General features: G+C 60.2%; 21 protein-coding genes. 12 read left to right on the forward strand and 9 right to left on the reverse strand.

Going from position 1 to position 22,259, the window contains the following annotated elements; all coding sequences use genetic code 11:
* Positions 1 to 150: 150 nt before the first annotated feature.
* From U5768_RS23955 to U5768_RS23975, 5 genes are all read right to left on the reverse strand, one after another.
* Entirely contained in the window at positions 151 to 801 is a 651-nt protein-coding gene (locus tag U5768_RS23955; RefSeq protein ID WP_322032871.1) for a response regulator transcription factor, read from the reverse strand.
* Positions 802 to 862: 61 nt separating this feature from the next.
* Entirely contained in the window at positions 863 to 2,041 is a 1,179-nt protein-coding gene (locus U5768_RS23960; RefSeq protein WP_322032872.1) for an anaerobic sulfatase maturase, read from the reverse strand.
* A gap of 192 nt (positions 2,042 to 2,233) precedes the next feature.
* Positions 2,234 to 3,322: an HAD family hydrolase gene (locus U5768_RS23965; protein ID WP_322032873.1), complete on the reverse strand. Its 1,089-nt coding sequence runs from the start codon at positions 3,320 to 3,322 to the stop codon at positions 2,234 to 2,236.
* A gap of 98 nt (positions 3,323 to 3,420) precedes the next feature.
* Positions 3,421 to 5,106 (reverse strand): arylsulfatase, encoded by a 1,686-nt coding sequence (locus tag U5768_RS23970; RefSeq protein WP_322032874.1) that lies wholly within the window; start codon positions 5,104 to 5,106, stop codon positions 3,421 to 3,423.
* Positions 5,107 to 5,208: 102 nt separating this feature from the next.
* Entirely contained in the window at positions 5,209 to 5,478 is a 270-nt protein-coding gene (locus tag U5768_RS23975) for an H-NS histone family protein (RefSeq protein ID WP_322032875.1), read from the reverse strand.
* 87 nt (positions 5,479 to 5,565) lie between these two features.
* Between U5768_RS23975 and U5768_RS23980 the strand changes: the two genes are divergently transcribed.
* The 4 genes from U5768_RS23980 to U5768_RS23995 all read left to right on the forward strand — a co-directional run bounded on the left by U5768_RS23980 (position 5,566) and on the right by U5768_RS23995 (position 9,745).
* Complete coding sequence (locus U5768_RS23980; protein ID WP_322032876.1) at positions 5,566 to 6,540, forward strand: helix-turn-helix transcriptional regulator; 975 nt, start codon at positions 5,566 to 5,568, stop codon at positions 6,538 to 6,540.
* A 1,029-nt stretch (positions 6,541 to 7,569) separates the two neighbouring features.
* Positions 7,570 to 8,550 carry a hypothetical protein gene (locus U5768_RS23985; protein WP_322032877.1) on the forward strand — a complete coding sequence of 327 codons (981 nt, stop codon included), beginning with the start codon at positions 7,570 to 7,572 and terminating at the stop codon, positions 8,548 to 8,550.
* Between the two features lie 155 nt (positions 8,551 to 8,705).
* A complete protein-coding gene (locus U5768_RS23990) occupies positions 8,706 to 9,107 on the forward strand; it encodes a response regulator (RefSeq protein WP_322032878.1) in 402 nt (133 codons plus the stop codon).
* A complete protein-coding gene (locus tag U5768_RS23995) occupies positions 9,104 to 9,745 on the forward strand; it encodes a response regulator (RefSeq protein ID WP_322032879.1) in 642 nt (213 codons plus the stop codon). Before U5768_RS23990 ends, U5768_RS23995 begins: the two co-directional genes overlap by 4 nt.
* A gap of 426 nt (positions 9,746 to 10,171) precedes the next feature.
* On the opposite strand, the gene U5768_RS24000 is transcribed toward U5768_RS23995, so the two are convergent.
* A complete protein-coding gene (locus tag U5768_RS24000) occupies positions 10,172 to 10,522 on the reverse strand; it encodes a response regulator (protein ID WP_322032880.1) in 351 nt (116 codons plus the stop codon).
* Positions 10,523 to 10,957: 435 nt separating this feature from the next.
* Between U5768_RS24000 and U5768_RS24005 the strand changes: the two genes are divergently transcribed.
* Positions 10,958 to 11,731: a DUF2092 domain-containing protein gene (locus U5768_RS24005; RefSeq protein ID WP_322032881.1), complete on the forward strand. Its 774-nt coding sequence runs from the start codon at positions 10,958 to 10,960 to the stop codon at positions 11,729 to 11,731.
* A 238-nt stretch (positions 11,732 to 11,969) separates the two neighbouring features.
* Entirely contained in the window at positions 11,970 to 12,260 is a 291-nt protein-coding gene (locus U5768_RS32010) for a hypothetical protein (RefSeq protein ID WP_415913963.1), read from the forward strand.
* Between the two features lie 35 nt (positions 12,261 to 12,295).
* Here the strand turns inward: U5768_RS32010 and U5768_RS24015 are convergent, their stop codons facing one another.
* Positions 12,296 to 12,628 (reverse strand): hypothetical protein, encoded by a 333-nt coding sequence (locus tag U5768_RS24015; protein WP_322032883.1) that lies wholly within the window; start codon positions 12,626 to 12,628, stop codon positions 12,296 to 12,298.
* Between the two features lie 696 nt (positions 12,629 to 13,324).
* Between U5768_RS24015 and U5768_RS24020 the strand changes: the two genes are divergently transcribed.
* A complete protein-coding gene (locus tag U5768_RS24020) occupies positions 13,325 to 13,615 on the forward strand; it encodes a hypothetical protein (RefSeq protein ID WP_322032884.1) in 291 nt (96 codons plus the stop codon).
* Between the two features lie 412 nt (positions 13,616 to 14,027).
* On the opposite strand, the gene U5768_RS24025 is transcribed toward U5768_RS24020, so the two are convergent.
* Positions 14,028 to 15,068: an AraC family transcriptional regulator gene (locus U5768_RS24025; protein WP_322032885.1), complete on the reverse strand. Its 1,041-nt coding sequence runs from the start codon at positions 15,066 to 15,068 to the stop codon at positions 14,028 to 14,030.
* A gap of 184 nt (positions 15,069 to 15,252) precedes the next feature.
* Here U5768_RS24025 and U5768_RS24030 point away from each other — a divergent pair, with 184 nt between their 5' ends.
* From U5768_RS24030 to U5768_RS24040, 3 genes are read left to right on the forward strand one after another with little or no spacing between them, the layout of a single operon-like run.
* Complete coding sequence (locus tag U5768_RS24030) at positions 15,253 to 16,833, forward strand: GMC family oxidoreductase (RefSeq protein ID WP_322032901.1); 1,581 nt, start codon at positions 15,253 to 15,255, stop codon at positions 16,831 to 16,833.
* Between the two features lie 57 nt (positions 16,834 to 16,890).
* Positions 16,891 to 18,333, forward strand: coding sequence for a coniferyl aldehyde dehydrogenase (locus U5768_RS24035; RefSeq protein ID WP_322032886.1), 1,443 nt, complete (start codon positions 16,891 to 16,893; stop codon positions 18,331 to 18,333).
* 36 nt (positions 18,334 to 18,369) lie between these two features.
* A complete protein-coding gene (locus tag U5768_RS24040) occupies positions 18,370 to 19,041 on the forward strand; it encodes an HD domain-containing protein (RefSeq protein WP_322032887.1) in 672 nt (223 codons plus the stop codon).
* 347 nt (positions 19,042 to 19,388) lie between these two features.
* Here the strand turns inward: U5768_RS24040 and U5768_RS24045 are convergent, their stop codons facing one another.
* Positions 19,389 to 19,892 carry a GNAT family N-acetyltransferase gene (locus U5768_RS24045; protein WP_322032888.1) on the reverse strand — a complete coding sequence of 168 codons (504 nt, stop codon included), beginning with the start codon at positions 19,890 to 19,892 and terminating at the stop codon, positions 19,389 to 19,391.
* A 104-nt stretch (positions 19,893 to 19,996) separates the two neighbouring features.
* Here U5768_RS24045 and U5768_RS24050 point away from each other — a divergent pair, with 104 nt between their 5' ends.
* Positions 19,997 to 20,938 (forward strand): LysR family transcriptional regulator, encoded by a 942-nt coding sequence (locus tag U5768_RS24050; RefSeq protein WP_322032889.1) that lies wholly within the window; start codon positions 19,997 to 19,999, stop codon positions 20,936 to 20,938.
* Between the two features lie 346 nt (positions 20,939 to 21,284).
* The coding region (locus tag U5768_RS24055; RefSeq protein WP_322032890.1) for a DUF1254 domain-containing protein at positions 21,285 to 22,259 on the forward strand (975 nt) is incomplete at its 3' end.

The raw sequence follows: 22,259 nt of genomic DNA on the forward strand, positions 1-22,259 counted from the left end.
GAACATGCAATGGTGCGCGGCAATCCGTCCATCTGATGGTCAGCAGACCTTACCATAGTGTTTGGCCCGCTGCCGGCCCGAAGCAGCGTGGCCCGTCGTGAAACTCTCACTGCTGCGCTAGCAGGACTGCCAGGTAATACTCTGGTCCAATTACTTTGGATTGCAATTTACCTCTGAAACAACCGGAATCACCGTCGCCATCTCGCCTACGTCCCCCGCTCTCCCAGCGAACCGGAACAGCTCCACAAGGGAGGCGACCTTGAGCTTGCACCTGATCGCACTTCGGCAGTATTTGATTGTTCTTTCCGACACATCGAGCTGCTGAGCGATCTCCCGGTTCTTTTGACCAGCGAGTATTCCGGTCAGGACAATACGTTCACGCTCATTCAGGTTTGCCAGCGCAACGCGTGGACTGGCTTGCCGGGTCGAATTCAGCGCTGCGTCCAGGCTGCGCAACATTATGTGTGGGTCGATGGGCTTCTGCAGGAAATCGACTGCACCTGCACGCATTGCCTTTACTACGGTCGCTACGTCACCGCCCGAACTCGTTACTACGACTGGCAGGCCATTGAGCGCCCGTATTCGCGCCAGCCGAAACTCGAGTCCGAGTACGCACTCATCGGCTCCGACATTCAGAAAAATACAACCGCGTCCGGTATGAAACGCCTGTAGCCACGCCTGTTCCATCGTGGCAAAGTGGAAAACGCAATATCCCGAGTCGCGCAGGAATGGGTTCAGCTCGCTACGCCACGCGTCGTCATCGTCAATGACATAAACGGTCGTTCGAGCCGGCTTACTCATGAATACTCCCTGGTTGACAGGATGGGACGTAGTGGACATCAGGCATGTTCGAACATACTGATTAAACTGACTGTACGGCCAACTGCCTGAACATCGGTCCGGCGTGATCGTGAAAGCGACGGATACCGGAACACAGGTAATTGAGGCCCGGCTCTCCATCCGGGCTGCGGATGAACCGGTTCTTCGGACACTCGCCCCAGCACACCTTCAGGTGCTTGCATTGGCGGCAGTACACCGGCAATGTGTCGCGCTTCGCGTAACCGAACGACTGCTGGCGCGCCGAGAACGCCATCTCGCCTATATGCGTATCGCGAATATTCCCCAACGCGTAATCCGGGTAGACGTAGTGATCGCACGAATACACTTCGCCGTCGTGCTCGATCGCAAGCGCCTTGCCGCAAAATTCGGCTGTCACGCAGGTTTGCGCGGGTCGCCCCATCGTCTGCACGACGGCTGTCTCGAACAGGTTAACGAGCACCCGGCCCGCGTCTTTTTTGAGCCACTCGTCGAAGGTCCTCGAAAGAAAGTATCCCCAGTCGTCAGGGTCAACCGACCAGTCGGTCACGACGGAATCCGGGTTGCCCGGCTTCGCGGCCGCAGTGCCGAGTAACGGCTGTGCGTCCTCGGGCCAATGTTGTGGCGCAACCGTATGGAAGTCCTTGGGCTCGACACACGGAATGAACTGGATATACGTCGAGCCCAGTTCGTTACGCAGAAAGCGGTAGACGTCGAGCGGGCGCTTAGCGTTTAACCGGTTCACGACCGTCAAGGTATTGAACTGCACGCCGTGCTTGCGCAGCAGCGCGACGCCGCGCATGACGTTGTCGAACGTGGGCCGCCCCTTGCGATCCACGCGCATCGCATCGTGCAGCTCACGCGGGCCGTCGATGCTGAGACCGACGAGGAAGCCGTTTTCCTTGAGGAAGGCGCACCAGGCGTCGTCGAGCAGCGTGCCGTTTGTTTGAAGGTCGTTGGAAATGCGGAGGCCAGGTCGCGCATAGCGCTTCTGAATCTCGACGATATCGCGAAAGAAGTCGAGGCCGAGCATGGTTGGCTCGCCTCCTTGCCACGAGAAGATGACTTCGTTGCCGTTTTGCGCCTCGATGTACTGGCGAATATAGCGCTCCAGCATCGTCGGCCCCATGCGGCGCCCGCGATGCTGCTCGAGCAGGTGTTCCTTGTGGAGGTAGTAGCAATACGTGCAATCGATGTTGCATGTAGAGCCGATGGGCTTGGCCATTGCGTGAAATCGCCCTTTGTGTTGCGGCACAACCGGTTCGGTACCGGCTGGGCGTTCGCGGAAGAAAGTCACCGGTACTTCAACCGCCGTTTCCCTGATCTCGCTCATCGCGCTCGTATCCTCAGATTCCAGTTGCAGGTGCCAAAGCAGGCCGTTTCGCTCCCAGCGCTATCCCTAAGGGCACCCTGGTCGCTATTGCGCGCGCCTACCGGGCCCCGGATATACGGTTTTCCAGTCCTGTTTCATGCTGACTACGATCCACCCGCGTTGCCGCGCCTCGTCCCAGGCCTTGTCGAGACTCGCCGACCCCGCGTGCCGGTCGTAGTCGAACTCGCGGGCCGCGTCGTCGTGATGCAGGAGCAGTCCGAGCGACGGTCCCGCGCCGCCTGTTGCGTATTCGAGCATCTGGCGGTCGCCATCAGAGTTTCCGAATGCAAGGATCGGGCGCTCCCCAATCGCACGGAAAATCGCCACAGGCTTGTTGGCCCCATCGTCCCAGAAGTCGAATCCAGGCTCGCGAACCAGCATGGCTTTGCCGTCGCGTATCTCATACTTCAGCTTCTCTTCGCTGCCAACGACGTGCTCAGGCGCGATACCGTAGACCTTGCCAGCCCAGACGCGCATGAATTCAGCCGTGCCTCCCGAAACGATCCAGACTGTAAAACCATTGGCGCGCAACAGGTCGAGCAGTTCCAGTTGCGGCTGATAAACAAGTTCCGTATAGGGCCGGTTGAGCGTGGGATGTTTCGCGCTCGCGAGCCACGTTCGAATCGACTCGTCGTACTCATCGGTGGTCATGCCGCTATTGGCCACTTCGAGCAATTGCAGGAGCGCCTTCTCGTTTTTCGCGAGCGTCGCCGTATCGTTCGCCATCAACGCCTTGAAGGCAGGATTGCGTTTCCATTCCGGGTGCTGGGGCGCCGCAGCCTTGAGTCGATCGATCATGAACGCGACCTGAAACGGCACTGGCTGCTCGCTCCAGAGCGTGCCGTCGTTATCGAAGACGGCGATGCGCGCCTCCGGCGGAACATACCGCGGGCCGCCATCCTGCGTGACGTCGGCGATGAACTTGAGGATGGCCGCGCGAGCCGCGCCGTCCTGCCAGGACGGCAGCGCCCCGGCTACCGGCGCCCCGGCGGCGACGGTCTGAGCGGCCTGGGTCGTGAGCGGCGGCGGTTCATGGCTCGCACAGGCGGACAGGGCGAGACACGCGCAAGCCGCGAGAGCGGTTACGCGCCGTCGCACGATGTGCGCGCTGCAAAGGCGCTGGACGGGTCGCATCGTGATTCGATCCTCTTTTGACGGGGGATATACGCCAATACGGCAACCGGCACACGCCACGTTGACGGCGCCGCCGGTTGCCGGCAACACCCGGATCCTCAGTTGCCGCTAGGCAGCGGAATATTGAAGCCGTTCTTCTGGAGCGAATCGCGGACGTACTGGAATCGCTCGTACTGGCTGAGCGTGATCGGCCCTGAGTACGCTTCGCTCTGCACCTTGCGCGGCGGATACTGGACGTAGGTCTTCATCAGGTCCTTGACTGCACTGGAGAAGGCCGGAATGGTCCACGTATGTTCCGTGAAGTTGTTCATGAAGATATCGTAGCGCTCCTGGGGATCCTGATACAGGTCGAAGACCTGCGGAACAGTCGCCACGTAACTTTCCGGGCCCTTCCATCCGAGATTCGAGTCCACCGCGAGACCGCCGGTCGGCTCGCCCGCGTCACCGCGCAGGTTGAACACGGCCTTGAAGCGGCCGATACGTACGGCACCCGGCGTGAGTTCGTCCTCCGTGAAGTAGAACCACGTATTACGACCAGCCTTGCCCGTTCCATATAACACTGGGGTCATGTCGTAGCTGTCGAAGATGATGGGCTTGCCATCGCGGTCATTCTTCGGCAGATCGACGCCGCCCAGCTTCGCAAAGGTCGCCATAAGGTCGAGGCCGCCGAGAATGTCGTAGTTACGCTGATGCGGCTTGATCGTGCCGGGCCACCAGGCGATGCACGGCACGCGCGCGCCCCCTTCGCGGTCAGTGCCCTTCGTACCTCGGAACGGCGTGTAGCCCGCATCAGGATAAACGTCCTGCCATGCTCCGTTGTCGGTCGTGAAGACAACGAGCGTGTTCTTGTCCAGGCCCTTCTCGCGTAGCTTGTCGAGTATGTGCCCCACGCGCGCATCCAGTTCAACGAACGAGTCGCCATACTTCGTCTTCGACAGCGACTTGCCGATATAGTCCGGATCGGGCAGATTGGGTTGATGCATCTTCATGAAGTTGACGTTGAGAAAAAACGGCTGCCCCTTGCTGGCCGCCTCGTCAATGTCATCGAGGGATGCCTTTTCGATGTAACGGTCGAGGAACGGGATCCCGACGACACCCTGCTGTGGCGTATCGACATACTCACCGTTGACCTTGAAATCCTCGTGTGCTTTTTCGCCGGCCTTACCGGAGAGCATACCTTTTGTAACCTTTGCAAACATCGCGCGCGTTTGCGCATCCATGTCCGGGAACCACTTCGGATCGGAGTACGTGTAGGCGTTCAGGTGATAGAGGCCGACATACTTCATGTCATCGTAGCCTTGTGCGTTCGGCAGCGCGTAGTCCGCTTCGCCCAAATGCCACTTGCCCGTGAAATACGTGTTGTAGTGGGCAAGCTTCAGGACCGAGGCGAGTGTCCATTCCCCATGCGGTAGTCCGCCGCCCTGGCCCTGGAACGCGACTGCCGTCATGCCGCTGCGGTTCGGGTTACGGCCTGTCTGGATTGCCGCGCGACCTGGTGTACAACTGGGCTGTCCATAGAAGTCGAAAAACGTGATGCCTTCGTCGGCCATGCGATCGAGGTTCGGCGTGGGCATGCCCCGTCCCTCGCCGCCACCATATATGCCGATGTCGCCCCAACCCACGTCGTCGGCCACAATCAGCACGATGTTTGGACGCGCGGGTTGCTGGGTATCCGTTTGAGCCTGCCCGTTGGCGGCTACCGCCAGCAGGCCTGCAGCCAGAAGTGCAAAGGGTGCGCGAGTGACGGGCCTCGCAAGCCCGGCGATGCGTGATTCAAGTCTCATCCTGTTCCCCTATTGATCATTCACAACATGGGCCGATTCACATGCCGCCTCAACTCCATATTTCTGGGCGTGGAACCGGTCGAAGCCACTCAAGATAATCCATCAATCCACGCGAAACAGCCCCCGATCCTTGCCCTTGATCCAGTTCGGCGGTCGTCCCCTGCCATTCCATGTTTGCCCCGTTGCCGGGTCGCGATACTGAACCAGATCGAATAAATCGGGTCCGAACAGTTGCTCCGGAGAAATGCCGTACTCCCGGATCTTCTGACGCATGTCGATGACAACGTTGCGCAGTTCCCTGTGACGCAACGCTTCAGCCTCGGCCTCGAGTCGGCGGATCCGTGCCCTTACCTGCCGGTAGCTCTCGACCATGGATCAGCCTCGTTCGCATGTTTGAAACTAAAATAGCGCAGCAGGGAAACCGGCGTTATCCAAAAAACGAAATCGAGGACGATTGCCATGTCGTTGCACGCAAATTTTCAGCGACACGTGTATTCCGGCTTCGAGCCTGCGCTGGCGTTCGATGTCGTCTACGGTGGAACATTCGAGCATCGTTTGCTATCGTCGCAACGCACGACGATGATGCACCAGCGCCTGTTGCTTGACGAACTGAGGCTTGAGACTGGCTGCTATAACGTGCCGATGATCGCGATGGGCACCATGCCTCGCAATGCAGTCTGCATAGGATTGATGGCGCAGGGTGGAAGCTCGACCCGCGTAAACACGACCTTCGTCGAGGAAGATGAGATCCAGATTTATCCTTCCGGTATCGACCTGCTCTACCACGCTTCAGCGTCGTCTCGCTGGATCAATTTCGTGGTACCGGAGGAACGTCTGCAACACACCGCTGAGACGTACAGCGGGCGTCCACTTGACTTGCCTGTGGACTCAGTTGGCTGGGCACGACTTCTTCCGGGTACGCGAGCCAGCTTGACCTGTCTGGCCGACGATGCAATGGGCCTGGCAGCTTCACTTGCGCCCGGTGGCGGACCTGGGCCGGAGCTGGCCGCCGGAATCGCTCAAGCCCTGCTGACCGGCTATGTCGCTGCGCTTTCCAACTCGAGCGCCGCGCACAGCTCCCACAGGCTTTCGACGGCTCAACGGCACCACCACCTCATACTGGGCTGCGAGCGCCTTGTCATTGGGGGCGACACGAGTATTCCACTTGAAGAAATCGCTCGCCGCAGTGGTTACAGCCTGCGTTCGCTGGAACTCATATTCAGACGCTGCGTGGGCACGACACCCGGAAGGTGGTTCATCAACATGCGGCTGAACGGAGCACTGCGAGATCTGATTATGCCTGGGCAGACCCTCCCCGTTTCGGCAATTGCCTCGAAGTGGGGATTTCGGCACCTGTCCAGATTTTCCGCCCAGTACCGCAACGCCTTTGGGGAACTTCCAAGCGACACGCTCGCCCGGACACTGCGCGCCTGAATGAGGCACTGAGGAGCCGATACCCCTCGCCACCCAGCATCGCTAAAACTTTTCACGATAAACAAAGGACCGTTCTGGATCATCCGGGAGGCAACGAGTCCATGGACAGGCTCGAGAAATTGTTGTGTCAGCACATTGGCGGCTCGGGACGGCTCCCTCCTTTCCAGTTCGGTCAGCGATTGTTCTGTGAAGAACGGCTAAAGCAGCGGGGCAACACGATAATTTCGTTTTTTGGATAACGCCAAACCTGAAAAAGCACTATTTTTGGTCTGAGTTGCAAGGCAGCATCAGGGATGCCAATGACAACGATCCCGCAGTCGCCAAGGCATGCCAGGTTTTTGGCATGCCGACACATCAAACTTGGTGATGGCCGGACAAGCAAAAAATCGATGGTGCGAGAAGCTCAACGAGTTCGTGTCGTGACTCGGCGCGTACGGATCTTGATTCAACATTGTTATGCCTTCTGTTGATGTCTCATGTACATCCGCAATCTCAAGGTACATTTCGGCGTCTTCCATCCTCTGGCGCGTGGCGTGGCAGTTGCGATCCGTATGGGCGCCGAGACCGAGTTGATCAAACCAACAGGTACCGTTGCAGTCGCGCTCGCGACTGCACGATCGACATAGAGACCGGTAGCTTCAATATGGAACCGGGAGACGATTGGACTCAAGGCCTGTGGCCCGATGCCGTTAAGGTTTCCTCGGCAGTTACCTCGAATTTGACGTGCCGTCCGCGAGCAGCAGTCGCGATGTGAATACGGTCCATCTAATCCAGATTCCGAGGCGTGTGGAGGGGCACGGATCCTGTTTTTACGGTCTCCGTCCCCACCGGGCGTCGAGCATCATTCAAGATCCGGCATGGCTGCGAGCTATGCCAGTAGCGCAGATTGCTACCGTCCTGTCTGCGCTGTGCTTCCGTCGTCACGCGGATTGAGTACCCGGCTTCATCGCTTTCAGAGATACCTTGCAGCAACAATGATGCGCAACTGTGACGCCGTTTACAGCCTGTCCTCGCCGGTCAAAGAATGCAATGAACAGAGATTGGTGGCTGCTTTTTGCAACTCCTGCTTTCTTCATATTCCCCAGTTGCGCCGTCGCGCAGGAGTTGGCGATTTTCGCTGGTCCGCTTGTGGGCGCTTCCAATCACTCGTACTCGTGGGAGATGAATTACATGGAAGGCTTCGGAGAATATTTTTCCGGCAGCGTTTCATGGCTGAATGAAGGACATATTCCGGGCCATCATCGTGACGGGCAGAGTGTGCAGGCATGGGCACGCCTGCCACTGGCGAGCAGGCGCTTTGTATTCGCGCTCGGCGTCGGACCGTATCGCTACTTCGATACCGAGGCCGCCAACCAGGGGCTCGATTACTCGAACACACATGGTTGGGGAGTTGCCTATAGCGCACGTATGACATGGTATTCGGCGTACCGCTGGACCGCGAACCTGCAATTAAACCGCGTACAGGTTTCGCACGGGCCCTCCACGACGGCGCTCATGCTCGGCGTCGGCTATCAACTGGACGCACCCGACACGCCTGGCCCACGTGATTTCGCGCTATCGCGTACGCACAATATGACCAACAATGAAATCACGCTGATGGCGGGGGAGACCATTCTGAACAGTCTCGACTCGCAGACATCGGCCGCTGAGGCCGTCGAATACCGGCGCGGCTTCACGCCCTGGCTTGATGGCACCATCGGCTACCTGCATGAAGGCAACGGACTTTCGGCAAGGCGCGACGGCGGAACCGCACAACTCTGGCTTACCCGCGCGTTCTTCGACGACAGCCTTACGCTCGGCTTCGGCGTGGGCCTTTACGCTGCTATCCACCACGGAACTCACCGCGAGGATCGCGACACCGGCGACGGCATTCTTTCCGGGCTCGTCTCGGTCTCTGCATCGTATCGCTTCACACCGCATTGGTCTGTACGTGCGACATGGAACCGTGTGGTCACACGCTATAGCCGCGACACCGACGTAATCCTGGGTGGTCTGGGTTACCGCTTCTAGCGAGGCGTGCACACCCTAGGGAACGTTGCGGCGAAAAGACATGCTCCTTCTTCCCAGGACGTCCATCTCCAACGGCTTTGCCGCCCAGGAGCGCAAACGTTCGGGAGCAACGATTGCTGTGTGTCTCCACGGGCACAGCTTTTTGGGGGAAACAGATGGTGCCTCAACCGCATCAGGAACCGGGCGTTGCTCACATCCTGATCGCCGAAGATGATGCGCTTGTGCGCGCGGGCGTTGCCGAAGAATTGCGTGCCGCGGGTTTTTCCGTGATCGAAGCGAATTGCGCCGACGATGCGCTGACCTACGTTCGCGAAGGAGGCAAAATTGACCTCGTATTTTCGGATATACAGATGCCGGGCACCCTTGACGGTCGGCAACTCGCTGAAGTGATTGCCAGAGACCACCCTGGAATTCCGGTCATCCTCACTTCCGGCGAGACGTTACCTGACGTGAGTGCACTGGCGACGCTGTTTGTCGCCAAGACGTACAGCGTGGCGCACGCGATAACATTATTCTGTTTACTGCTGGGCCTGCAACCGCCGGAGTCGCATTCGTGACTACCCCTCATATCCTGATCGTTGACGCAGACATACTCGCTCGTGCGCCTCTTGCCGCGTACCTGCGCGAATGGGGTTACCTCGTTCTTGAGGCGACGGACCTCCAGGAGGCCGGAATCCTGCTCACCGGCAACGCATCACCCATCGATATCGTGCTTGCGGACATGGGGAGCGAGGAACGCAGCGGATTCGCCCTGGCGACGTGGATACGCGACCGGTTTCCAGGCACCCGGATGGTCCTGGCTGCGAGCATTGCGGGATCCGTCGAAAAAGCAGCCCGATTATGCGAAGACGGTCCCGCACTATCAAAACCGTACGATCACCGGATAGTGCTGGAACTTATTCAGCGCCTACGAGCGGCGCGCGAAAGCGCGCCGCGTGACGGTTCGATCGATTTGCAATCCTGTTTATCATCGTCCACATTCCGTGGCTTGCCTCGCGGGAGCAACGCGGCGCAACAACTCCCGATGTGCAGCCTTACGGGGCAAAATGGACTGCCCGAAAGGTCAATGAGGCTTCCCCAAATCCCCGATGGCAACCCTGATACAGCGCCGGGAGAATCGGCAGGCAAACGCACGCTCGTCCCATCGGGTATTGGTGTGTATTGCATCATTGGAGACGTTCATCTTGTGTCATGACTCCATCGGAATCATTTTACGCAAGCGCATCGTCGCAGCGCTCGGCCTGCTGGGTGTGGCGTGCGTGGCGACACCGCCTGGCCTGCGAGCGCCGGCTTTCTTGGGAGCGCACCCGACGGCCGTCTCGATGAGCAGGACATCGATGCGCTCAACAGCGCGGTCAGAGTCGTGCTGAACACCAGCGACGACGGCGAAACGAGCCACTGAAGCAGTCACGCGGCTGGCCCGAGCCGAATTCAGGGCGACGCGCACGCCGGAAGGCACCTCGATCAAGCACCACAGAACGTGCTTATACGGGGTCGTGACTGTGCAAGGCAGCGCGAGCCATTCACGCTGGGACCCCAATATTGCAAGGCGGCCGACGCGTCTTGGGAACTTCAAGGATCAAGGTGACGATCGGCATAGCGCAGCCGCAGGCTGCATGCGTCACGCCGTTGCGGTGGCCTTGAAGATTGCCTCGACCAGCGCTTCGCCAGGAAATGGCTTGGTCAGCAACGCGTGCGCACCGGTGCTGTCGACGGCGCCGCGCGGGCGTGCGCCGTCATAAGCCGTCATGAATACCGCGGGCGGCCGCGGCGCGTGCAGCGTGTCGTAGAACGCTGGCCCCGATAGTCCCGGCAGCTGAACGTCGATGACGAGGCAGCGCGCCATCGAGGCGAATTCGAACAGATTGGCGTCCTCGGCGCTGCGAAACGATCGCGTGCGAAAGCCCGAATACCGCAGCAGCCGCTCAAGCGCGCGCCGCAACCCGACATCGTCCTCCACTATCACGATCATCTGCCGCATCACCTTCATCGGACACCCGCCTCACCGTCACGTCGATTCTTGTACAGGCGCGCGCGCAACGCCCTACGGAGTCGGGGCCTGCGTCGCTGGAATTGTTCGATTACATTGCAATCCTATGCAATCAGGCACGTCGATGCATGATCCACGAAGGAGAAGGACGAGGCGGACGCATCGCTACCTCATGCACCGGGCATGCATGACTCGCGGACCTACAGTAAAGCATTGCGCGGTTCCGCGAGTTGCAACATCGGGACTTGGGGCAATCGCATTTCCCTTTTGGGCAATATCGGGCAGAAGCCTTCCCTTTCGCGATCGCGGCCAGTACATTAGGCACTGCAAGCGTGCGGCTCGATACTGTGAAAGCGCCTGCAAAAAACGATGCTTTCACGTTTCTGCGGCTTCGCGCTCATATGCCGGGAGAACACGATGAAGAGAAGGGTTACATGCGTGGCCCTGTTGGCCGCGACACTCGTTGCGCCACTGGCTTTCGCCCAGGCTTCCGCACCGGTCGCGGCAAGCAGCGTCGCCAATCCCGTCGACCCCGCGGCCGTCGATGCGCTCAAGAAGATGGGGACTTACCTCCAGTCACTCAAACGCTTTAGCGTTTCGACTGACCTCACTGGCGAACGCGTGCTGGAAGACGGTCAGAAACTCCAGCACACGGCGACGGCCGACGTGGACGTCGACCGGCCGCACCGCATACGCGCGCTAATGTCGAGCGCACGCAGCAAGCGCGAGATCATCTTCGACGGTAAAACGGTCACGCTATTTTCTCCGGGCGAGAAGTACTACTCGAGCGTCGCGTTCGACGGCACGATCTCAGGATTGATCGACAAGCTCAACGAGAACTATGGCGTGGAGTTCCCGCTGGCCGATCTTTTCATCTGGGGCACGTCCAATGCGCCTGCCGACCAGTTCGAGTCCGCCATGTTCGCGGGCCAGGACTATATCGGCTCGGACCTCTGCAATCACTATGCATTCCGCCAGAAGGATCTTGACTGGCAAATCTGGATCAAGGCCGGGGAAAGTCCATTGCCGCGCAAGATCGTGATCACGCGCCGCGACGACGACGCACGCCCGCAGTCCACTTCGGTCATCGACTGGACGACGCACGCCACTTTCAACGACACCACGTTCTCATTCCATCCGCCCGCTGGCGCGAAGAAGATCGACATCGTTCCGGTCAAGAACAAGGGGTAGGCCCATGAAGACCACTCTCATGCGAAATCCGGTCCGGCTTCTTCCTGTCGTGATAGCTGCCTGCATTGCCTTCACGGTGCCGCCCTCCGCGAACGCCTTTAGAGGCGGTGGTGGTGGCGTGCACCCGGGCGGCGGCGGTAGAGGCATGCACGCAGGCGGCGGCGGTGCACGCGCCAATCGCCCTCCCCTAAACAACGTGAACGCCGACGCACGCACACGCAACGTCCGCAACACGAGCGTGAATAACATCAACGCGAATCGCAACATCAACGTGAATCGCAATGTCAATGTGGACGCGCACAACAATTACCATCACGGCGGCTGGGATGACGATTACCACCCGATCGCCACGGCCGCCGCCGTCACGGCCACCGTGGCGGTGACATCGGCGGTGGTCGGCTCGATCGTCCACTCGGTGCCGGCCAACTGCGTGCCGGTGAACTACGGTGGCATGGTGTATCAGCAATGCGGCAGCACCTGGTATCAGCCGCAGGGGGCCCAGTACGTCGTGGTCAATCCGCCGTATTGACGTGCGTCGCCGTCACCAGCAGCGTAACGACCGGCTCAAAACGATGTTTTCGCCCGCTGCCTGCCTTCAGCCGCTGCGCGAGCCGAGCCTGGCGACGACGCGCCGCCTCGCGCGGCGCGTTCCCTATCCGTGGCCCAATGCCTGTTCACATTGAAGGTCTGGCCCAGAATGACTTGCGCAGTTTCAACCAGCAGTGCATCGAAGTGTTGACGTTCGCGCTGAGTATTTCCGTCCATGCGGCCAAACGGGAAAGCCACGCCGACGCTCGACAGAAGCTGGGAGGTGCCGTCCCATTGCACGTCAACGCCGGCGCTGCTCAACTGCCCGGTGTCGGTTCCGAGAACGAGCAGGTTCTTGTACTGCTGCACTGCATAGGCAAAGGCGGAAAACCGCCAGAGACCCGGAGTGTTCTGGAAGGCGGCATCTTGCCAGTATTCGATGGTGGCCAGATAGCCGTGCGTGCCGGATTACGCGCCCCCTTCGTTGCCGCGCACGCTATCGGGGCCGCCGAGGTAATACTGCCCGGAGGTGCTGAGGTTCTTGCTAGATGTCGGTCCGGAGAAAACGTGCGGCGCGTCGCTGCGCGTGAACTGTTACAGGTGCCACGGGAGTAGCGCGATACTGCCGGACGATGGCGAGCGGATCACCTACGAACGCTCCATGCAGGTATCTGCGTGATGCGCCCGGATAGACGAAAGCCAGAACGGAGAGGAAGTGCCGTCGAAGACAGCAACGCTACACCCAGCCTACACTTCCTGCGGGCCCCGATCGATGTGGACGAGGTTGTAGCCTGTAGACAAGGACCAACACGATGAGCCGCCGCACGTGCCACGCCAGTAGCCGAACATCGTGACCGCCGTGTGCCCTATTCTACGGGTTCTTGCTCTGCTTGCGCTGGCTCAGCCGCCGGACATTCCCGCCGTGAACGAAGGCTCAAGGGGAGGCAGACGCATATGAAACAATTCCGGTATCACGAGGTGTTCCGCCACTACGGAGTGACCTTTCGGGGTCACGAGCGGCGGCACTGCGGCGCGATCGGGAGCGCCCCCGGTACAGGAGAACGTGTGCTGGTGCTAGTGCTCCACGCGGACCTGTTTGTGGACGACAGCGTGGTCGACGACATCCAGGCGCCGCGCTGGCGCGACCGGGCAGATACCGCCGCCGGGCGTGACTTTGCCGCGGCGCTCGACGAGGCCTATGCCCACTCGTTACCCGTGCACCCTTACCTGCGCCTCCAGCGGGGCGCTGGCCGCTTCGTCTTCGTGCGGTATTGCAATAATCGCGGTCGACCAATCGTCGGGCGTCTGGCACTCTGGAACGGGCGCCAGTACCGCGTCGAACTCGGGGATTTCTGAAGGCCGGCTTCCTGTCCATGCGCGCGCCACCACTTTCTACGTTGACGGACGAAAGGGTTCTGTTGCGATAAATGCGGGACGCTAGTGCAACAGACCATGGAGCGGCCCCCGTCCCGATCGCAGGCACCCAGCGAACGGATCGACGTGCAGAGAGCGCTCGCCGGCCAGCCACGCACAGGGATTTCTGGAATCGCGCGCCGCGTGGTCGCTGCGATCCGAGAGTGGGCCCGCGAACGGACGCCAGACCGGATTGAAGCGCTCCAACTGGCTGCGCTCCACCCATCGCTACGCAGGCTGCGGATCCCGCAGGTGCGGCCTAGATCATCGCAGAGGCGCCGCGGACATGTCCGAAGGCAACGGTTGAACTGGACGCCGTCGTCTGATTAATGGGTCTGCGGACACGGTTAACGGTTTATATTTGCAGAACTCCGGACAACGGATGTTGTTCACCTATCTTCCTGGTCCGCGCATACGCGCGCGGAGATCGGCCGAACCACCGCGTGCAACTGCGCGAGAATGCGGAAGCGTACTCGTAACCGAGTAGGTCCGAGATATAACCGATCGTCACGCCTTGGGTCAGCAATTCGGCCGCCCACATGCGGCGCTGATTGTCCACGATTGCTTCGAACGATGTGCCTTCCAGTCGCAAGCGTCGATGCAACGTGCGCGAGTGCACGGCGAACAATCCCGCGACGTATTCCTGGTTGCAGCGCCCCGTGCTCAGGAGCGGCCGGATCAGGCACTCCACCTCACGCGCGAGGCTGGGTCTCCCATCGCCGAAACGGCCGAGCAGATAGCTGCGTGCGAGGCCGGCTATCGCGACGTTGCGGCCGTTGATCGGCGTACGCAGTCCTTCCGCTTGCATCACGATCCCACAGATGTCGCGGTTGAACGTCACCGGACACGAAAAGTATTGCGCGTGCAAAGAGGGCTCGCCCGGCGGCGCATGCGCGAACCAGACTTCGGTTGGCCGCCACGCGCCGCCAGTCAGACTCGACATCGTGTCGCATGCCAGCGTAGCCACGAGTTCGCAATTCTGCGCCAGCGACTTCGCTCCGCGCACGCGCAACCGGAAGGTCCACAGATACTCGTTGGTCTGACTCACGAAGCGATGGCTGAGCGATAGCGCCTGATCATGGGTGCGGATGTAGCGCTCGGCCAGAAGCAGCATTTCGTCGAGCGTTTCAGCGTTTTCGAGGGCGAGCGCCATCGGGCCGATGACGTGGATCGTCTGCCTGCGCGCGAGGCGCATACCGAAGTCCGGTATGCCAAGTGTTCGCGCGGCTTCTTCGAGTGCGAGCGAAAAGGCCTTGTGGGGAAGATACCGGCCCGACATGCGCGTCTCCTGCGGGTCCAATCCCGCCGCGCGCAACAATGCGTCCGCGTTGCCGCCAAGCTGATCGACGAGATCGTCGAATTCGAGTAGCCCGTCTGCCCGGACGAATTCCGGCATGTCATTGTCTCGAAAAAAAACTTGTCTGGAAATGATAAGTTATTTTCGTCTCCTCGACACATCATCGCAATCAGGACGGTATCCGTGACCTCGCAGAGCGGCGTGCGGACGCCGTGAAGACAGATCGCCGGAAAGGCGACTAACGCAGACTGAGGAGACAGAAGTGGAAGTGTTCGACTATGTCGTGGTCGGCGGCGGTTCCGCCGGCTGTGTAGTGGCGAGCCGGCTTTCGGAAGACCCGTCCATTCATGTGTGCCTGCTCGAGGCGGGCGACGCCGGGAAAGGGGCGCTGGTCCGGGCGCCACTCGGGTTTGCAGCGGGCGTTCCCCGCGGCATCCATAGCTGGCACTACCAGACGGTGCCGCAGCCGGGTCTGAACGGCCGGCGCGGTTTTCAGCCGCGTGGCAAGGCGCTTGGAGGCAGCAGCGCGATCAACGCGATGGTCTACGCGCGCGGGCATCGCAGCGACTTCGACGGCTGGGCGGCCAGCGGCAATCAAGGCTGGAGCTACGAGGACGTTCTTCCGTATTTCAGGAAGTCGGAGAACAACGAAAACTTCGTGGACGCGCACTATCACGGCAAGGGTGGTCCGCTGAACGTCATGCACCTGCGCAGCCCGAGCCGCATGAACGACGTCTTCCTCGACGCGTGCCAGGCGACCGGGATTCCGCTGAACCTCGATTATAACGGCCGAGAGCATTTCGGTTGCTGGCCCGCGCAGGTCACCCAGAAGGCGGGCGAGCGTTGCAGCGCCGCTGCGGCGTTCATTCACCCGAATCTTGATCGCCCGAACCTGCACGTGCGCACGCAGGCGCACTGCAAGCGGCTGATCGTCGAATCGGGACGCGTAACCGGCGTTGAGTTCTGGCTCGGTGGCGACGTCCGTCGCGTCAGGGCACGCCGGGAGGTGATCGTCTCCGGCGGCGCGTATGGTTCGCCACAGATCCTGATGACCTCCGGCATCGGGCCCGCGGAGCATCTGCGGGAACTGGGACTTCCCGTTCATCGCGACATGCCTGGCGTCGGCGCCAATTTGCAGGATCACATCACGGCGGTGCTGATCTATCGTTCGCCGCGCAATCACGAGACCTTCGGTATTTCGGCGAAGGGCGTCGCAAAGGCGGTTTCTGCGATCGGCGAGTGGCGCAACCGCCGCACGGGCATGTTGACCAGCAATGCAGCGGAGTCCGGTGCATTTCTGCGCACCGATCCCGCAGTGGATGCACCGGATATCGAACTGGAATTCGTAGTCGGCATCGTCGACGATCATGCGCGCAAGCAGCATCTCGGTCACGGCTATTCGTTGCACGTCACGCTGAGCCGACCAAAGAGCGTCGGCTCCGTGAAGCTCGCAAGCGCAGATCCCCGTGCAATGCCGTTGATCGACCCGCACTATTTCAGCCATCCCGACGACATGAAAACGCTGGTCAAGGGAACCCAGATCGCGCTGGACATCATGCACGCCGGGCCCTTCGATCGTTGCCGGGGTAAAACGCTCACGCCCTTCAAGCGCGACGATCCAGTTCAGATCGAAGGCATGCTCCGCGACACGGCCGACACCGAATATCATCCATGCGGCACATGCAGGATGGGCCCGGATACGGATCCGATGGCGGTCGTCGATGCGCAGTTGCGTGTGAAGGGTATTGACGGTCTGCGCGTGGCCGATGCGTCGATCATGCCGGCCATCACGTCGAACAACACCAACGCACCGTCGATCATGATAGGCGAGAAATGCGCGGACATGATCCGTACGCGCGCCTGATGCGCTCCGGCCGCTCGCGAGGCGGCCCATCCGACTACCGTCACTGCCGTCCAAACTATGTCCAACCACTCCGAAGTCAATCAATTACAGCTTCCAGCCGAATTCACCCGCGTCTTCGCGTTGCAGCAACGCGCCTACGCAAGCCATCGCAATCCTGGTCTCGCAGTCCGCCGCGAGCGCCTGCGCAAGATCCATCGCATGATGATCGCGCACAAGGACGAATTGATCGCAGCGGTCAACCGCGACTATGGGTGCCGCAGCAGCTTCGAAACGCGGTTGACCGAAATCTTCCAGGTTCAGGACGCGGCACTCGATGCCTGCAAGCGCGTTAAAAGCTGGATGAAGCCACAAAAGCGCCGCCTCGACGTCACGCAATATCCGCTCGCGCGGGCGTGGACGTTTCCGCAGCCCGTCGGCGTGATCGGAATCGTTGTGCCATGGAACTTTCCGATCGCGATGACGTTCCAGCCGCTGATATGCGCATTTGCAGCGGGCAATCGGGCGATGGTCAAGATGAGCGAAAATTCCGCGCATCTGGCTCGCCTGCTCCAGACGATCATACCGAAGTATTTTGCCGAAGACGAACTTGCTATCTTCGACGACGGAAACGGCAGGGGGCCCGCATTTACGCAGTTGCCGTTCGACCATCTGTTCTTCACGGGTTCGCCGCAAACCGGCCGCGCCGTCATGGCGAACGCGGCGCGTAACCTTACGCCGGTGACGCTGGAACTCGGTGGCAAGTCGCCATGCGTCGTCGCTCCCGATTATCCCGTGCGCAAGGCTGCAGAACGTATCCTGTGGTCGAAGATGCTCAATGCCGGGCAAATCTGCACCAACGTCGACTATGTGCTGATACCGGAGGGGAACGTCGGCGCGTTCGTGCAAGCGGCTCGCGCGGTTGCGCAGGCGCGCTACCCGGATCTCACCAATGGCGACTATACCGCCATCATCGATCAGCGGCAGTACGACCGTTTGCTGGCGATGCTGGCCGACGCTCGCGCGAAGGGTGCGACAGTGGTGGAGCTATGTCCCGGGCAGTCTGGCGACGCGGCGCGCCGGCTCATGCCGCCTTACGCCGTGTTGAACGTGACCGACGACATGGAGATCATGCAGCGCGAGATTTTCGGGCCGCTGTTGCCGGTACGGACCTATCGTACGCGTGAGGAGGTGGTGGCATACATTGGCGCGAGGCCGCGTCCGCTCGCGCTTTACGTCTACAGCAACCGCCGAGAACTGCAGGACTACTACCTGAACAATACTATCTCGGGCGGAGTCACGCTCAACGATGGCCTTCTGCACGGCAGCATGCACTCGCTGCCGTTCGGAGGCACCGGCAACAGCGGGATGGGGCACTACCACGGCATCGAGGGCTTCCTGACGTTTTCCAAGCTTCGGCCGGTGTTCAAGCAAAGCCCGTGGCGGGCGCTGGACATGCTCATGCCACCCTACGCCGGGCGCGCCAGCAAGCTGCTGGATTTCATGATGAAGCTTAAGCGCTGAGTCATGCCTTCATCCCACAACGACACAGGAGACAACATGAATCAGGGAACATCGCATCAACGGGCGACGTTCGGCCACATGGAACAGGCCACCCGCGAAGACTGGGCGTGCATCGCCGCGGATTTCCTGCCCTTTGCGCGCGAGCTTGCGGATCGGGTGCTCGCGCATCTTCGGCTACTCGACGGCGACTTTGGCGGTTTTCCGGTCGACCGCCTCACTCACTCGCTGCAGACGGCGACGCTGGCGCACCGCGACGGCCGCGACGAAGAATACGTCGTCTGCGCGCTGCTGCACGACATCGGCGACACGCTGGGGACATTCAACCATCCGGACATCGCGGCGGCGATCCTCAAGCCGTTCGTCAGTCCGGAGAACCACTGGATGGTGGAAAAGCACGGCATTTTTCAAGGTTACTACTTCTTCCACCATCTCGGTCTGGATCGTAATTTGAGGGAGCAATATCGCGGCCAGAGCGAACTGTTCGAGCGCACCGCGGAGTTTTGCCAGAAGTACGACGCGGCAGCTTTCAGGCTAGACTACGACACGCTGCCCTTGCGTTTCTTCGAGCCTATGGTCCGGCGCGTGTTGGCGCAACCGCGTGCTTCGATCTACGGCAAGGCGGCCGGAAGTAGCGAAAGCAAATCCGCTGATATTGCTGCTGTTCACGTTAGTTCAGGGATCGGGCCGGAAAGCCGGGATATCTGCTAGCGGGCGTGAAGCCATCGGCGCGCCGATATGCGGGCTCGAACGCCTGAATCGGTCGAGCACCGGGCCGACGATGATTTGTGAATGACCGGTCCTCCCGCGGGACCGGTCGTCCTATCTCACTGATGCCTGATGAACGACTCCCACTGTCCGACTACCGCCCGCGATACTCGCTGCTCTAGCCGGCCCAGGCCCCCTCCACCCAAAGTGCAAATGGCTGTGTTATTTCCTGATCCAGCCACCGTCCGGCAATGCATGAACGTCGACTCTTCGGCCTCGAAGAGATTCGGATAAGGACGCGTGAAGACCGCCGTGCCTGATCGGCGCAGGGCATGAAGTGACGTCGTGGCTCAGCCCGAAACGATCGAATGCGATGGCGATAATGCCAACGTCCGAATCGCGTCACCCTCCACCCGATATCGGATCCATTCTTCTTGTGGCTTTGCACCAAGAGATTGATAGAAAGCGATAGCCGGCTCGTTCCAGTCGAGCACGCTCCACTCAAAGCGGCCACACCCATTTTCCAGCGCAATTCCCGCGAGATGCTGCAACAAGTGCTTTCCTGTGCCCTGACCGCGCGCCTCGGGCGAAACATACAGATCTTCCAGATACAGACCAGGTTTTGCCTGCCACGTCGAATAGGAGAAGAAATAGACGGCAAAGCCAACCGGTTTTCCGTCGAGATCGCATATCAACGCCTTCGAAGGCGAATGCTCCCCAAATAGAGAGGTCGCGATTGTTTCCGCAGTCGCCGCGACCTGATCTCCCGCCTTTTCGTAGACGGCGAGGTCAGTAATGAATCGCAGGATGAGCGCGGCGTCGCCAGCGGTGGCGGGTCGGATAGTCAATGCCATGAGCGTGGTCGAGTTCCGGATAAGCAATAGGGGAAACGGGCCCATGATGGTAGTCGAAAGAAGAAGTGCATATACTGCATTCTATTCATCATGGATTGAATTCTATGCATCGTGACCTGCGCAGACTCGACCTGAACCTGTTACTAGTATTCGACGCGTTGGTGCGTCATCGCTCGGTGACGCTGGCTGCGGAAGAGCTGGCAATAAGCGCATCGGCGCTCAGTCACGCGCTGGCGCGACTGCGTGATGCGCTCGCCGACGAGTTGTTCGTGCGGGTCGGAAATGAAATGCGCCCGACGGCCGCCGCCGAAAGGATGATGCGTCCGGTCGGCGAAGCGCTTGATTTGCTGCACGCTGGGCTTGCCCCCACGCGCCAGTTCGATCCGGCCAGCAGTGAACGCACGTTCATTTTTGCCGCCACCGACTACACCGCGTTTGCGATGCTTCCCGCATTTATCGCGAGAATGCAGAGCGTCGCGCCGAAACTCCGCTTCAAGGTGGTGTCTTCACGCGGCCGCGAGTCGGCGGACGAACTGGTCTCGGGCCGCATCGACTTCGCGCTCGGCTACGAAGAGGAAGTGTTGCCATTGCCAGCAGGGATTGAAAGCTCTGACTGGTTCTCCGACGACTACGTGATAATCGCAAGTCGGCAGCATCCCTCGATCCGACGCAAGCTGAGCCTGGCACAGTATCTCGCTGCACAGCACGTGGTGGTCACGCCCTGGGACGATTCTCGCGGTTCTATCGACCTCGTGCTCGACCGGCTGGGCGTAACACGTGAAGTGGCAGTGCAGCTACCGACCGTTCTCGTTGCGCCGTTCATTGTTGCCCACTCCAGTTTGTTGATGACTGTGCCGCGCCACGCCGCCCTGATCCTGCGCGACGCCGCGCCGGTCACAATCTACCCCGCCCCTTTCATCGCGCCGCGTTACACGCTGAAGATATATCAACACACGCGGCATGCGGGCACAGCAGCGCACATGTGGATACGTGAACAGCTACTTCGCTCTGTGCCGGTTGAGAAGTATTGTCGTTGCCCCAAATAGGCGTCACAGCGAGAGGAGAGGAATCGAGTGCCTGCAAGCGCTAAAGACGCTGCCGAACTTCCTGCTGGAGCGGATCGCAAACGACACGGGGTGACTCGAAACGACCTCGAATCAACAGCTCGTTTTTCACGAGCAAAGTGGCACTTCACGGAGATAGAGCGGTCGTTGGGTCGCTTGTTCTGCAGGTCGTCCACCCCGCAGACGCCATGATATGCCCCAAAGTGCAACGACATTGCCCTTTTCCCTTATAGCCCTTTTACTGAAAGTATCCGATCCTTTTGCTGGCGTTAGTTTTCAAGACCGTTGCGCGCGCATGGAATGCTGAATTTTTCTGGAGGACAGGTCGATGGCACTTTCACGCAGAGACTTTCACCGCATGAGCATGGCTGTCATGGCGAGTCTCGCGGCCAGTGGTAGCAGCCCGGACGTCCTCGCCGACGAAGCCTCGACGCCGCTCGCTTCGGGTGCGGGCAGTCCCATGGAGCCACTGGGCGGCCAGCCGGCCGCCGGCTCCATCTGCTCGATCAAGGACTTTGATTACCAGATCAAGTATCAGCGTGCATTTGAAGCCGTGCTCTGGAACATGCCCGCCATCGCAATCTACAGCTTCCGGCGTGCCGCCTTCGACAATCTCGGCGTAAAAGACAACGACATCATCGCGTATTCCGCACCGGCGACGCCCAAGCTCGAAGCGATCACGGCGAACAGCACGACGCCTTACATCACGGCATTTACCGATCTGCGCAAAGGCCCCGTGGTGCTGGAAGTGCCGGCCGCCAGCGCCGAGGGGAGCGTGTACGGTCAGGTCGTCGACGCGTGGCAATTCACGATTGCGGACGTCGGACCGTCGGGGCTAGACAAAGGCAAAGGTGCGACGTTTCTGTTCACCGGTCCCGGCTATAAAGGCCCGATTCCCAAGGGCTATCTTCACGTCGCGTCGCCGAACTTCAGGATCGCGTTCGCATTCCGCTCCGTTCGCGCGCCCGGCAAGACTGCGACCGATGCGTATCACTATGCCCAGCGTCTGCGCATGTACGCTCTTTCACAGGCCGCGAATCCGCCGAAACAGCGCTTCATCGATCCCATCCACGATCGCTATCCCACGTTGCCTTATTTCGACGAGCGGCATTTCGACGACCTGCACGCGATCGTGAGCGTCGAGCCCGTCAATGCCCACGACAAGATCATGATGGGCATGCTCGCATCGCTCGGTATTGAAAAGGGCAAACCGTTTGCGCCCGACGAAGCGACGAAAAATGCCATGCGCCAGGCCGCGATCGATGCGTGGTTTTATCTGCAGCACTGGTACGACCATTTCCCC

The organism is Paraburkholderia sp. J76 (assembly GCF_905220295.1).
Taxonomy (GTDB): Bacteria; Pseudomonadota; Gammaproteobacteria; order Burkholderiales; family Burkholderiaceae; genus Paraburkholderia.